Origin of the sequence: Streptacidiphilus jeojiensis, from assembly GCF_042510965.1 — a bacterium.
GTDB classification, from domain to species: Bacteria; Actinomycetota; Actinomycetes; order Streptomycetales; family Streptomycetaceae; genus Streptacidiphilus; species Streptacidiphilus jeojiensis.
Genome location: NZ_JBEUKS010000007.1, coordinates 453,206 through 465,995 on the forward strand (window position 1 = coordinate 453,206; position 12,790 = coordinate 465,995).

The following is a 12,790-nucleotide window of genomic DNA, read 5'->3' on the forward strand; positions in this document are numbered from 1 at the left end:
GTGTCGCCGGACGGCGTGCCGTGGCGCGCGGAGCGGCGTTAGGCAGGGCATGTCCGATCATCGATGGTCCCCCATCGCCCGCCTGGTCCCGGCAGTGGGACTGCTGCTCGCGGCCTGTGCCGCGCAGCCGACCACCAGCGGCTCCCCGTCCGACCGCACCCCCGCGGTGGCACCGGCGGCCGTCCCGGCCGCGGAGTCGCCCGCCCCGGCCGACGGACCCACCATCAGCGCGGCAGGCCTGGCCGTGACGGCCGGAGGCTACTGGCTCGAATCGGTGGGCGAGCAGCCCACCGGCGCGGTCCGCTCGCTCGACTACCTCTTCCGGGTGCTGGCCCCCGACGGGAGCGCGGTCACCACCTTCCGCGGCGGTCCGGACACGGCCCGGGCCTACCTGGTCCGTTCGGACCTGACCGGGTTCCGCCGGGTCGTGCCGGCCGATCTCGGCGAAGGGGTGTGGAGCGCGCCGCTGGGCGAGGTGGACCCCGGCCGCTGGCGCGTATACCTGGCCTTCGCCCCGAGCAGCAGCCGGCTGCCCCCGGGCCGCTCCGCCGACCTGCTGCTGGGCCGTGCCCTGCAGGTGCCGGGCGCCTGGGAGACCAGCCCGCTCGACCCGCCGTCGGACACCGCCTCGGTCGACGGCTACACCCTCCGCCTCAGCGGCAGCCCGGCCGCGGGACGGCCGGTGGTGCTCCGGCTGGCCGTGGAAGCGCCGGCCGGCAGCGATCCGCTGCGGCCGCTGGACGGGGCTCCCGCGCAGCTGACCGCGGTCCACCCCGGCGACCTGGCGCTGGTCCCGTTCACGCCGCTGCCCGGACGGGGGATCGCCTTCCGCAGCACCTTCCCCGAGGCGGGCGACTGGCGCCTGTTCGTCCAGTTCCGGACGGCCCGTCAGGGCACCGCCGCTGCCGCCGCTGCCGGCACCGACGCCGCCGCCGGGTTCGACGACCACACCGCCGTCCTCACCGTGACGGTTCGGCCCTGACCAGTACCTCCACCGCGTGGGCGATCTGCTCCCGGGTCAGGTCCGCCCGGGCCGTCAGCCGCAGCCGCGACCAGCGGTCGGGGACGGACGGCGGCCGGAAGCAGCCGACCAGCACGCCCTGCTCGCGGCAGGCGGCGGCCCAGGCCAGCGCCTTCTCCGGAGCCGCGACCCGGACCGACACCACGGCGGCGTCGGGGACCGAGGCGTCCAGCCCGGCCGCCGTCAGCCGGTCGGACAGCTCGCGGCCCACCGCACGGGCCCGCTCGGCGCGTTCCGGCTGCTCCCGCAGCAGCCGCAGCGCGCCGAGCGCCGCGCCGACCGCCGCCGGCGCCAGGCCGGTGTCGAAGATGAAGGTCCGGGCCGACTGGACCAGGTGTTCGATCACCCGGCGCGGACCGAGCACCGCACCGCCCTGCGAGCCCAGCGACTTGGAGAGGGTGACCGTGGCGACCACGTCCGGGGCCCCGGCCAGACCGGCGGCGGCGAGCGCACCCGCGCCGCCCGGGCCGAGGACCCCCAGCCCGTGCGCGTCGTCCACCAGCAGCGCTGCGCCGTGGTCCCGGCAGGCGGCGGCATGGCCGGCCAGCGGGGCGGCGTCGCCGTCCACCGAGAAGACCGAGTCGCTGACGACCAGGGCCCGCGGCTCGGCCCTGGCCGCGAGTTCGGCCCGGACCGCGTCCGGCGAGCGGTGCGCGGCGCGGGCCACCCTGGCCCGGGACAGCCGGCAGCCGTCGATCAGCGAGGCGTGGTTCAGCGCGTCCGAGACGATGACGGTGTCGGCGTCGGTGAGCGCGGTGACCGCGGCGAGGTTGGCTGTGTAGCCGGAGGAGAACACCAGGGCCGCCTCGGCGCCGCAGAAGGCCGCGAGTTCGGCCTCCAACTCGGCGTGCAGCGCGGTGCTGCCGGTGACCAGGCGCGATCCGGTGGCGCCGCCGCCCCAGCGCAGTGCGGCGTCGGCGGCGGCCCGGGTGACCCGGGGGTGACGCACCAGGCCCAGGTAGTCGTTGCTGGCCAGGTCGAGCAGCGGCTCGTCGGCGGCGCGCGGCCGCAGCGTGCGAACCAGCCCGGCACTGCGGCGCCGGGCTGCGGCCTCGTCCAGCCAGTCGAAGGGGGCCGGGCGCTGTGGTTCCGGCGCCGACGGCAGGGCGTCCGGCAGCGTCTCCGGGCGGGGGGAGTCGACGGTCATCCGGAGCACGCCCCGCGCTGGGCCTGCTGCCACTCGCAGAGCGCGCACAGCGGAGCGCCGGGCGCGTCGGCCGGGTGCTCGCTGGGCTCGCCGCACAGCACGCAGTCGGCCACCGGCTGCCCGGCCGTCACCGCCACGAGGGCGGTGGGGGCGGCGGGCTCGCCGGTCGCGCAGTACCCGGCGGCGTCGCCGTCGGCGCGGGCATCGGGTTCGGTTTCACTGTCCACGGCGCCGATCCTACGCGGGGCCCTCGGACCGCCCAGGGGCGCTCGGGCCGCTCAGGGCGCCGTCGAACCCGAGCCGGTCTGGTCCGGCTCCCAGGCCAGCGCCTCGGCCAGGGCGTAGGAGAGGTACCAGGTGGGGGTCTGCAGGTCCGCGGTCAGCGGACTGCTGTCCTGGTAGGCGGTCTGGACGACGGTCACGGCCTGGCCGACGGCCGCGACATGGACCAGGGTGGCGCCGTTCGCCGGGTCCTGGGCCACCGGGGGCGCGGACGAGGCGGAGGCGGAGGCCGAGGGATGCGCCGACGCCGAGGCGGTGGCCGACTTGGAGTCGGGGGTCGACGACTGGCTCTGCGGCGCCTTGGAGGAGGACCCGGCACCCGCCGTCGGAGAGGCGCTGGGCTGCGCGACGGTCGCCGCCAGCCCCGCACCCGGCTGCCGGAACTGCAGCGCGGACTGCGCGGTCTGCCCGACCAGCAGGGCGCTCGCGGCCCGAGCGGCCGCCGCGCGGTCCGGGTAGTAGAGGACCGTCACCGAGGAGTACTCCACCGGCTTGCCGTCCCGTACGTAATCGGCCGTCAGATACCCGGTGCAGTGGGCGGTCGCGGCCGCCGGGGCGGATGCGGCGAAGGCCGGGCCGCAGGATCCCTTGGGCTGGTCGAGCACGGCGTAGCGGGTGCCCAGGTAGCCCTGCGGGCTGGTCGCCGTGGCCGGGTAGTCGACCTTCTTCGGCAGCAGGAAGTCGACCAGGTTGGCGTTGGCGTCGCTGCCCGAGGCGGCGGCCCCGCCCTGCTGCCCCGCGGAGTCCTGGGAGATCCCGTCGGCCGCCGCCTGCTGGTCCAGGTGCGAGGGACCCAGGTACTGCACCTCGGCCCAGGTGACCCCCGTCGCGGCCACCACCAGCACGCCGACCAGGGCCCACCGCCGGGGCTTGCGGCGCCGGTGCCGACGGGCCGACGACCGGGCCTGGGGCGTGCTCTGGTGTGCCCCCGGCTGCTCCCCCGTCGTGGTCATGCGGATGAGTGTATGGGGTCCCCCCGCGCGGTGATCAGGGGGTGCGGGGGACGGGTTGTTTTTCGCCCGCGACGCCGTGACTGTGTGGTTCTGTCACCTCGGGACCAATCCTCACGGCGATCTTCTGGCAGGTTCCGACGTGGCGGCGGGACCCTCCCGGGAGGCAGGATCACCACCATGGATCTGCTCGAAACCCTCGTCGCCAAGGGCCTGCGCCGCGAACTCCCGACCCGGGAGGAGGCCCTGGCCGTGCTCGCCACCCCGGACGAGGACCTGCTGGACGTGGTCGCCGCCGCCGGACGGGTGCGCCGCCAGTGGTTCGGCCGCCGGGTGAAGCTCAACTACCTGGTCAACCTGAAGAGCGGGCTGTGCCCGGAGGACTGCGGCTACTGCTCGCAACGGCTCGGGTCCAAGGCGGAGATCCTCAAGTACACCTGGCTGAAGCCGGACCAGGCCGCCGCGGCCGCCAAGGCCGGCCTGGCCGGCGGCGCCAAGCGGGTCTGCCTGGTCGCCAGCGGGCGCGGCCCGACCGACCGGGACGTGGAGCGGGTCGCCGACACCGTCTCGGCCATCAAGGCCGAGAACGACGAGGTCGAGATCTGCGCCTGTCTCGGCCTGCTCTCCGACGGCCAGGCCGAGCGGCTGCGCGACGCCGGGGTGCACGCCTACAACCACAACCTCAACACCTCCGAGGACACCTACACCGACATCTGCTCCACCCACACCTTCGCCGACCGGGTGGACACGGTGCAGCAGGCGCAGGCCGCCGGGCTGTCCGCCTGCTCGGGTCTGATCGCGGGCATGGGCGAGAGCGACGCCGACCTGGTGGACGTGGTGTTCGCGCTGCGCGAGCTGAGCCCCGACTCGGTACCGGTGAACTTCCTGATCCCGTTCGAGGGCACCCCGCTGGCGAAGGAGTGGAACCTCACCCCGCAGCGCTGCCTGCGGATCCTGGCCATGGTCCGCTTCGTCTGCCCGGACATCGAGGTCCGCCTCGCGGGCGGCCGCGAGGTGCACCTGCGCAGCCTGCAACCGCTGGCGCTGCACCTGGTCAACTCCATCTTCCTGGGCGACTACCTGACCAGCGAGGGGCAGGCCGGACAGACCGACCTGGACATGATCGCGGACGCCGGCTTCGTGGTGGAGGGCTCGGACGAGAAGACCCTGCTCCGCGACCGCGAGCCGGCCGCCGCCGAGCTCGCCGCCGACGGCGACCTGGTCGAGCAGCTCGCGGACCGCCGCCGGGACCTGGTCTCGGTGCGCCGCCGGGGCGCCGGCACCGACCTGCCCCCGAACGCGTGACCGGCTTCGACCCCGGCGACACCGAGCAGTTGCTCGCACTGGACCGCGCGCACGTCTGGCACCCCTACGGCGCGATGCCGGCCGCCGTCCCCCCGTTCGCGGTCGAGTCCGCACAGGGGGTGCGGCTGCGGATGGCGCAGCCGGTCGAGGGCCGGGACGAGTTGGTCGACGGCATGTCCTCGTGGTGGTCGGCGATCCACGGCTACCGGCACCCGGTGCTGGACCAGGCGGTCCGCGACCAGCTGGGCCGGATGAGCCATGTGATGTTCGGCGGCCTCACCCACGAGCCGGCGGTCCGGCTGGCCGCCCGGCTGGTGGAGATCACCCCGGAACCGCTGCGCCACGTCTTCCTGGCCGACTCCGGCTCGGTCGCGGTCGAGGTCGCCGCGAAGATGTGCCTGCAGTACTGGCGCTCGGTCGGCCGCCCGGCCAAGCAGCGGCTGCTGACCTGGCGCGGCGGCTACCACGGCGACACCTTCCACCCGATGTCGGTGTGCGACCCCGAGGGCGGGATGCACCAGCTCTGGACCGGGGTGCTGCCCCGTCAGATCTTCGCCGACGCACCCCCGGACGGCTTCGACGCCCCGCTGGACCCCGGTTACGCGGCCCGTCTCGACGAGCTGATCGGCCGGCACGCCGCCGAGACCGCCGCCGTGATCGTCGAGCCGGTGGTGCAGGGCGCGGGCGGGATGCGGTTCCACTCCCCCGCGCTGCTGCGGGAGTTGCGACGGCTCTGCGACCTGCACGGCGTGCTGCTGGTGTTCGACGAGATCGCGACCGGCTTCGGCCGCACCGGTGCGCTGTTCGCCGCCGACCACGCCGGGGTCTCCCCCGATGTGATGTGCGTGGGCAAGGCGCTGACCGGCGGCTATCTGACGCTGGCCGCGGCCCTGTGCACGACCGAGGTGGCCGCCGGCATCAGCGGCGGCGAGGTCCCGGTGCTCGCCCACGGCCCGACGTTCATGGGCAACCCGCTGGCCTGCGCGGTGGCGAACGCCTCGATCGAGCTGCTGCTGGGCCAGGACTGGGCGGTCGAGGTGAAGCGGATCGAGGCCGGTCTGCGGGCCGGTCTCGCCCCCGCCGCCGACCTCCCCGGCGTCAGCGACGTCCGGGTGCTGGGCGCCATCGGGGTGGTCCAGCTGGACCACGAGGTGGACGTGGCCGCGGCGACCCGCGCCGCCGCCCGCGAGGGCGTCTGGCTGCGCCCGTTCCGCGACCTCGTCTACACCATGCCGCCGTACGTGACCGGCGACGACGATCTGGCCGCGGTCTGCGCGGGGGTCGTCGCCGCCGCCGGGAAGGGCTGATCCGCGATGACCATCATGCTGGTGACCGGCACCGGGACCGAGATCGGCAAGACCGTGGTGACGGCGGCCGTCGCCTCGCTGGCGCTGGGTGCGGGCCGGCGGGTCGCGGTCCTCAAGCCCGCGCAGACCGGAGTGGCCCCGGACGAGTCCGGCGACGTCGACGAAGTCGTGCGCCTGGCGGGCGAACTGACCACCAGTGAGCTGGGCCGCTACCCGGAGCCGCTGGCCCCGGCCACCGCCGCCGCCCGCAGCGGTCTGCCGCCGGTGTCGCCGGAGCAGGTCGCCGAGGAGGCGGCCCGGCTGGCCCTGGACCACGACCTGGTCCTGGTCGAGGGGGCGGGCGGGCTGCTGGTCCGCTACGACGAGCAGGGCTCGACGCTGGCCGAGGTGCCGGCGGCACTGACCGCGCTGGGGCACGCCTGCTCGGTGCTGCTGGTGACCACGGCGGGTCTGGGCACGCTCAACACCACGGCGCTGACCGCGGAGGCGCTGCGGGCGCGTGGCGTCCCGCTGCTGGGACTGGTGATCGGCGCCTGGCCGGCCGAACCCGACCTGGCCGCCCGCTGCAATCTGGCCGACCTGCCGGTGGTGGCCGGCGCCCCGCTGCTGGGGGCGCTGCCGGCCGGATCGGCGGGCGACGGAGCGGACCGTGTCTCCCTCCGGACCACGGCCCGCTCCTGTCTCGCGCCCGCCCTCGGCGGGGTGTGGGAGGGGCCGTTGCCAGCCTCCCCCGTGCTCAGCCGGTGATCTTGTTGAAGATCTTCGAGTAGGCGTACTTGGTGGCCTTGTCGTAGCTGTCGACCTCCCAGAACGCCAGCTCCTGAACGCCCTTGGAGGCCGCGAAGGTCTCCAGGGTGGTCGCGTTGGCCTGGGTGAAGTTCTCGTTGTCGTCGTTCTGGCCGGCGATCGGGGTCAGGCCGATCTTGTTCCAGGTCGCCGACGCGCTGGTGCCGTAGAGCGAGGCCAACTGCTTCTCGGTGGCGGTGGCGCCCGACTCGGCGTCCTTGAGCGCGTTCTCGCCGTCGCCGAAGTCCATGGTCATGATGTTGACCAGGTTGACGTTGACGCCCTTGCTCTTGGCGTCCTTGAGCAGGGTGAGCGCGTTGGACTCCAGGCCGGTGGGGTCGACCGGGAGGGTGTAGTCCACCTGCACCGAGGGGTTGGACTTCTGCAGCGCGGCCAGGGCCTGGTCGCGGCGGGAGTTGGCCGCGGTGTTGTTCAGGTAGTCGCCCTCGATGTCGAAGTCCAGCCGGGTGATCCCGTAGGTGTTCACGACGTTGGCGTAGGCGGCGGTGAGGCTGCTGACGGAGGTGCAGGTCTGGGCTATCTCGCCGCCGGACGCACCGCCGAAGGAGACGATCACGTTGCCGCCGGACGACTTCAGCGAGTTGACCTGCGAGGTGAACGCGCCGAGCGAGGCGTCGCCGTCCTCCCACTTGGGCGTGCAGCCGGACTTGGGGATCAGGAAGGCCAGCGTGTAGTACTTGTCGCCGCTCGCCTTCAGGTCCGCCGCCATGTCCCCGGCGCTGCTGCTGGACAGCTCCAGGTACGGCGCGGAGTAGTGGGTGGGGAAGGAGCCCGAGGCGTGGGCCGGAAGGGCGCCGGCGAGCAGGGCCAGCACGGGGGCGAGGGCTGCGGTGGCGGCGAGGGCGACGGAGCGTGTGGGGGTCTTCGCCATGACGACCTTTCAGTTGCTTCAGTTGCTGGTCGGATTCTCGTTAGGAAGGTTTCCTAACTGCATGGGGAGGATCGTGGCCCTTTGCCAGGGCACTGTCAAGAGGTCGCGCCGAAGCGGCAGCTGACTGCGTGTAAGGGACACCTGTAGCCGACGGGTGTCCCGCAGGAGGATGCCGACTGTCAGTGGCCCCGCATAGGCTCCTCCCAGGCGCCGCACAACCGGCGGCGGACCGACTGGGGGTGGGTCAATGCCTGCGATCTCCGAGCCCGTGCCACCGGACCGGCAGCCGGAACCAGGGCCGCAACCGGGTCCGCTGCCGCCGGCCGCCCGGGCCGAGCAGCTGACCAAGGCCTACGGCGAGGGCGACACCCGGGTGGTGGCGCTGGACGCGGTGGACGTGGAGATCGGGCGCGGCCGCTTCACCGCCATCATGGGCCCCTCGGGTTCCGGCAAGTCCACGCTGATGCACTGCCTGGCCGGCCTGGACACGGTCAGCTCCGGCCGGATCTGGATCGGCGACACCGAGATCACCGCTCTCAACGAGAAGCAGCTGACCCGGCTGCGCCGCGACAACGTCGGCTTCGTCTTCCAGGCCTTCAACCTGCTGCCCACCCTGACCGCCGAGGAGAACATCACCCTGCCCGGCGACATCGCCGGGCGCCGAACCGACGGCGACTGGCTCAAACGCGTCATCGAGACCCTGGGCATCGGCGACCGGCTGCGGCACCGCCCGTCCGAACTGTCCGGCGGCCAGCAGCAGCGGGTCGCGGTGGCCCGCGCGCTGGCCTCCCGGCCGCAGATCATCTTCGCCGACGAGCCGACCGGCAACCTGGACTCGCGCAGCGGAGCCGAGGTCCTCGGCTTCCTGCGCGGCAGCGTGGACGAACTGGGCCAGACCGTGGTGATGGTCACCCACGACCCGGTCGCCGCCTCCTACGCCGACACCGTGCTGTTCCTGGCCGACGGCCGGATCGTCGAACAGCTGGTCGCGCCGACAGCGGACGCCGTGCTGGAGCGGATGGGCCGCCTGGACGACCGCGCCTCCGGGACCACCGAGAACCACCGACCGGGGGGACGGTGACCGCACCATGCTGAAGGCGACCCTGCGCGGCTTCCTGGCCCACAAGGGCCGGCTGGTCCTCTCGCTGCTGGCCGTCCTGCTCTCGGTGGCCTTCGTGGCCGGGACGCTGATGTTCACCGACACCATCAGCGGCACCTTCGACCGGTTGTTCCGCAGCACCTCCCCCGATGTCAGCGTCACCCCGCACAGCGAGGTGGGCAGCGGTCGGCAGGACCTCTCCGGCGCGGTGGCCACCGAGTCGGACGCGCTGGTGGCGAAGGTCGCCGCGGTCCCCGGGGTGGCCTCCGCCCGGCCAGGGGTCGGGGTGTCCAACATCGTTCTGGTGGACGCGGCCAACCACAACATCGGCTCGGTCGGCGGAGCGCCGACCATCGGCGTCAACTGGGTGCCCACGTCCCGCTCGGTGGTGGACCTGACCTCCGGCAGCGCCCCGGCCGGCGACGGCCAGGCCGTCATCGACGCCGACACGGCCCGCAAGCACCATCTGACGATCGGCCAGCAGCTGCGGGTGATCGCCGGCCCCGGCAGCTTCCCAATCCGGATCACCGGCATCGCGACCTTCAACACCACCAACCCCGGCGCCACCCTGGTCTTCCTGGACACCGCGACCGCCGAGCAGCGGCTGCTCGGCCGCACCGGGCTCGTCACCTCGGTGGACGTGACCGCGGCGAAGGGCGTCTCCGATGACGTGCTGAAGCAGCGGATCCTGCCGGTGGTCGGCGCCGGATACGACGTCAAGACCGCCGCCGAGACCGCCAAGGACTCGGCCCAGCAGCTGGGCACCTTCCTGTCGGTGATCAAGGACGCGCTGCTCGGCTTCGCCGGGATCGCGGTGCTGGTGGGCGTCTCGCTGATCCTCAACACCTTCTCGATGCTGGTGGCCCAGCGCACCAGGGAGCTCGGCCTGATGCGCGCGCTGGGGGCCAGCCGACGGCAGGTGAACCGCTCGGTGATGGTGGAGGCGGTGCTGCTCGGGGTGGTCGGCTCCACCCTGGGGCTGCTGGTCGGGGTGGGGCTGGCGCAGCTGCTGATCAAACTGATCGGCGGGGTCGGCATGGAGCTGAAGGGCAGTGAGATCGCCTTCCGCTGGCCCACCCCGGTGGCCGCCTACGCGGTGGGCGTGATCGTCACCGCGGTCTCCGCCTACCTCCCGGCCCGGCGCGCCGCCTCGGTGTCGCCGATGGCCGCGCTGCGCGAGGCCGACACCCCGGGCCGCGGCGCGCCGCTGCGGCGGCGGGCGCTGCTCGGCGGCACCGTGCTGTTCCTCGGCGCCCTGGCGCTGGCGGCAGCGGGCACCCTGCACGCGGCCGGGGCGGCGGCGGGCTACCTCGGCCTGGGCGTCCTGCTCAGCCTGATCGGCCTGATCATGACCGGCCCGCTGCTGGCCCGACCGGTGATCCGGGTACTGGGCGGCTGGTTCCCCCGCGCCTTCGGGTCCATCGGCTCGCTCAGCCAGCGCAACGCGCTCCGCAACCCGCGCCGGACCAGTGCCACCGCCTCGGCCCTGATGATCGGTCTGGCGCTGGTGGCGGCGCTGTCGGTGGTGGGCTCCTCGATGGGCGCCTCGTTCGACCAGCAGGTCGACAAGACCGTCGGCGCGGACCTCATCATCCAGAACGGCCAGGGCCAGCCCTTCCCGGCCGAGGTGGCCCGGTCCGTCCAAGCGGTCCCCGGGGTCGGCCTGCTGGTGCGCACCCAGGCCGTCCCGGTGACCGAGATCGCCGCCGACGGCAGCGCGACCAAGGTCTCCATGCTCGGCAGCACCGACGGGCTGGACCAGGTGGTCCACCTGTCGCTGCGCTCCGGCACCGTCGCCGCGGCCACCGCCCCGGGCGCGGTGATGATCGCCTCCAGCTACGCGGACGACCACCACCTCACCCTCGGCAGCACGCTGACGGTACTGTTCCCCGACGGCACCCGGGTCCCGCTCACCGTCGCGGCCATCGACAACGTCGACGACAGCCTCACCGGCATCGGCAAGAACCCGGTCACGGGCACCGCGACACTGCAGCGGTACGCCCCCGGGGTGCAGGACGACGGCGTGTTCGTCAATGTCGCCGCCGGCGCGAACAAGGCGCAGGTCAAGGCCGCGATCACGACGGCGATCGCCAAGGACCCGCAGGTCCAGGTCCGGGACCAGTCCGACTACAAGAAGCTGATCCGGCAGCAGATCGACATCCTGCTCAACCTGATCTACGGCCTGCTGGCGCTGGCGATCATCATCGCCGTGCTCGGCGTCGTCAACACCCTGGCCCTGTCCGTGGTCGAGCGGACCCGGGAGATCGGCCTGCTGCGCGCCATCGGCCTGTCCCGCCGTCAACTGCGCCGCATGGTGCGGCTGGAGTCGGTGGTCATCGCCCTGTTCGGCGCCGTCCTCGGCCTCGGCCTGGGCCTGGTCTGGGGGCTGGCGGCGCAGCACCTGCTCTCACTGAAGGGCATGCAGGCCCTCTCCATACCCTGGACCACGGTGATCGCCGTCGTCCTCGGCGCCGCCCTGGTCGGCCTGCTGGCCGCCCTTGGGCCGGCCCTGCGCGCCTCCCGGCTGAACGTCCTGGCCGCCATCGCCCACGAATGACGCCCACGAATGACCGAAGGGAGTACCGGGCTCAGAACTTCTTGACCCAGCGCCGCCACTGCGGCTCGGGCGCGTACCCGGCGGCCCGCCAGGCCCGCTGCCCGAGCTCGTTGCGCTCCAGCACCATCGCGTCACCGCGACGGCCGCCGAGCGCGGTGAAGCGCTGCTCGGCCGCCTCCAGCAGCGCGCCGCCGATCCCCTGACGGCGCGAACCGGGGTCCACCGCGAGCCGGTAGAGGTGGCAGCGCCAGCCGTCCCACCCGGCGATGACCGTCCCCACCATCCGGCCGTCCCGCTCGGCGATGATCACCGCCTCGGCGTCCCGGGCGATCAGACGGCCCACCCCGTCCTCGTCGTCGCTGATGCTCGTCCCCTCTGCGGCGGTCCTCCAGAACTCCAGCAGTGCGGTGACGTCGTCGGGGGTCGATGAACGGATGATCAGATCGGTCATGGCCAGAGACTCGCACACCGCACCGATCCCTCGCGAGCCGTTTCCCTGCCGCGTCAGCCCGCCCGACCTGGGAAGGTCAGCTTCAGCAGACTCAGGATCTGCTGACTGGAATCGGCGAGTGCGACCCCTTGCGGCCCACCCCTGACGCTCAGCAGGGTGCCCCCGCAGCCGCCCATCCGGTCGACCACCACGGCCGCCGGCGACGTGCCGTCGGTGTCGCCGTGCCCCTGGTAGAAGTCGAGGGTGAGCTCGGCTCCATCGTCGTTCGGGCAGTTGAACACCCCGACCGGCGCGGTGGGCAACGCGTTGACCAAAGCCACCGTCTTCGCCACCAGTGTGGGGTCGGTGACGGTCGCCAGGGTCCGCTGCCCGGGCAGCGCCTTGCTGGGGTTGGATCCCGGGGACGCGATCACCACGAGCCGGGTGACCTCGGCCGGGATCACGGCCGCAGCGGGATGCGCCGGACGCCAGGTGTCCTGGGCGTCGACCCGCAGCAATGTGCTCCCGTCGTGCACCGCCACCTGGACGTCCAACTCGCGCGACTGCAGCAGCGCGGTGGCCGGGCGGCCGAAGGTGACGAAAGGTATGGAATTCATCGTGCCCGTGCCGGTGCGGGTGGTACCCGGGGGAACATGGGACATGAACCAGCCGACGGCCTGGTCGAGCGTCCCCGAGTAGCTCCACCACCCGGTCGTGACCACATCGTTCTTGTCGCCGAAGGAGAACGGCGGGAGCAGGTTCGCGGATCCGGTGGGCGCGCCGGCCAACCGCCGTGCGCCGGGCGGTGCGACGAAGGCCTTGGCCATCGCCGACACGTCCGCCCGGGCCGTCTGCTGCGGCGACAGGGTGGCCGGTCGGGACGGGCCCACCGAGGTGGCGGGACGCGTGGACGGAGAGGCGGAGGCGGCGCCGGGGCCGGACTGTGAGGCGCACCCCGCGAGCAGTGCTGCGCCGGCTGCGAGGAGCGCCGTACGGATCACGGTTCGGACCATG

The 12,790-nt window shown here is 73.5% G+C and carries 12 protein-coding genes; 6 read left to right on the forward strand and 6 right to left on the reverse strand.

Translation table 11 applies throughout. From position 1 onward, the window contains the following. The first annotated feature begins 49 nt into the window (after positions 1 to 49). Positions 50 to 982, forward strand: coding sequence for a hypothetical protein (locus tag ABUW04_RS21940; RefSeq protein WP_380566325.1), 933 nt, complete (start codon positions 50 to 52; stop codon positions 980 to 982). Here the strand turns inward: ABUW04_RS21940 and ABUW04_RS21945 are convergent. Genes ABUW04_RS21945 through ABUW04_RS21955 form a run of 3 tightly spaced genes read right to left on the reverse strand, consistent with a single transcriptional unit; the run spans position 960 to position 3,403 of the window. Then, positions 960 to 2,168 carry an 8-amino-7-oxononanoate synthase gene (locus tag ABUW04_RS21945; protein WP_380566326.1) on the reverse strand — a complete coding sequence of 403 codons (1,209 nt, stop codon included), beginning with the start codon at positions 2,166 to 2,168 and terminating at the stop codon, positions 960 to 962. The two genes, ABUW04_RS21940 and ABUW04_RS21945, sit on opposite strands and share 23 nt — an antisense overlap. After that, entirely contained in the window at positions 2,165 to 2,395 is a 231-nt protein-coding gene (locus tag ABUW04_RS21950; protein WP_380566327.1) for a hypothetical protein, read from the reverse strand. Before ABUW04_RS21950 ends, ABUW04_RS21945 begins: the two co-directional genes overlap by 4 nt. A 51-nt stretch (positions 2,396 to 2,446) precedes the next feature. Beyond that, complete coding sequence (locus tag ABUW04_RS21955; protein ID WP_157624026.1) at positions 2,447 to 3,403, reverse strand: hypothetical protein; 957 nt, start codon at positions 3,401 to 3,403, stop codon at positions 2,447 to 2,449. Between the two features lie 177 nt (positions 3,404 to 3,580). On the opposite strand from ABUW04_RS21955, the gene bioB reads away from it, so the two are divergent. From bioB to bioD, 3 genes are all read left to right on the forward strand, one after another. Next, positions 3,581 to 4,705: a biotin synthase BioB gene (gene bioB / locus ABUW04_RS21960; protein ID WP_380566328.1), complete on the forward strand. Its 1,125-nt coding sequence runs from the start codon at positions 3,581 to 3,583 to the stop codon at positions 4,703 to 4,705. A gap of 74 nt (positions 4,706 to 4,779) precedes the next feature. Beyond that, positions 4,780 to 6,012: an adenosylmethionine--8-amino-7-oxononanoate transaminase gene (locus ABUW04_RS21965; RefSeq protein WP_380566372.1), complete on the forward strand. Its 1,233-nt coding sequence runs from the start codon at positions 4,780 to 4,782 to the stop codon at positions 6,010 to 6,012. A gap of 6 nt (positions 6,013 to 6,018) precedes the next feature. Continuing rightward, on the forward strand, positions 6,019 to 6,759 hold the full coding sequence (gene bioD / locus ABUW04_RS21970) for a dethiobiotin synthase (RefSeq protein WP_380566329.1): 741 nt from the start codon (positions 6,019 to 6,021) through the stop codon (positions 6,757 to 6,759). Here bioD and ABUW04_RS21975 read toward each other — a convergent pair. Beyond that, positions 6,749 to 7,690 (reverse strand): chitinase, encoded by a 942-nt coding sequence (locus ABUW04_RS21975; RefSeq protein WP_380566330.1) that lies wholly within the window; start codon positions 7,688 to 7,690, stop codon positions 6,749 to 6,751. The two genes, bioD and ABUW04_RS21975, sit on opposite strands and share 11 nt — an antisense overlap. A 247-nt stretch (positions 7,691 to 7,937) precedes the next feature. Between ABUW04_RS21975 and ABUW04_RS21980 the strand changes: the two genes are divergently transcribed. Both ABUW04_RS21980 and ABUW04_RS21985 read left to right on the forward strand, forming a co-directional pair. Next, the gene (locus ABUW04_RS21980) at positions 7,938 to 8,771 is read left to right on the forward strand and encodes an ABC transporter ATP-binding protein (RefSeq protein WP_380566331.1); all 834 of its coding nucleotides are present in this window, start codon (positions 7,938 to 7,940) and stop codon (positions 8,769 to 8,771) included. A 7-nt stretch (positions 8,772 to 8,778) separates the two neighbouring features. Further along, a complete protein-coding gene (locus ABUW04_RS21985; RefSeq protein ID WP_380566332.1) occupies positions 8,779 to 11,346 on the forward strand; it encodes an ABC transporter permease in 2,568 nt (855 codons plus the stop codon). Between the two features lie 31 nt (positions 11,347 to 11,377). Here ABUW04_RS21985 and ABUW04_RS21990 read toward each other — a convergent pair whose 3' ends face one another. Together ABUW04_RS21990 and ABUW04_RS21995 are read right to left on the reverse strand one after the other, a co-directional pair. Then, positions 11,378 to 11,797: a GNAT family N-acetyltransferase gene (locus tag ABUW04_RS21990; RefSeq protein WP_030262128.1), complete on the reverse strand. Its 420-nt coding sequence runs from the start codon at positions 11,795 to 11,797 to the stop codon at positions 11,378 to 11,380. 53 nt (positions 11,798 to 11,850) lie between these two features. Then, complete coding sequence (locus ABUW04_RS21995; protein ID WP_380566333.1) at positions 11,851 to 12,789, reverse strand: hypothetical protein; 939 nt, start codon at positions 12,787 to 12,789, stop codon at positions 11,851 to 11,853. Position 12,790: the final 1 nt, after the last annotated feature.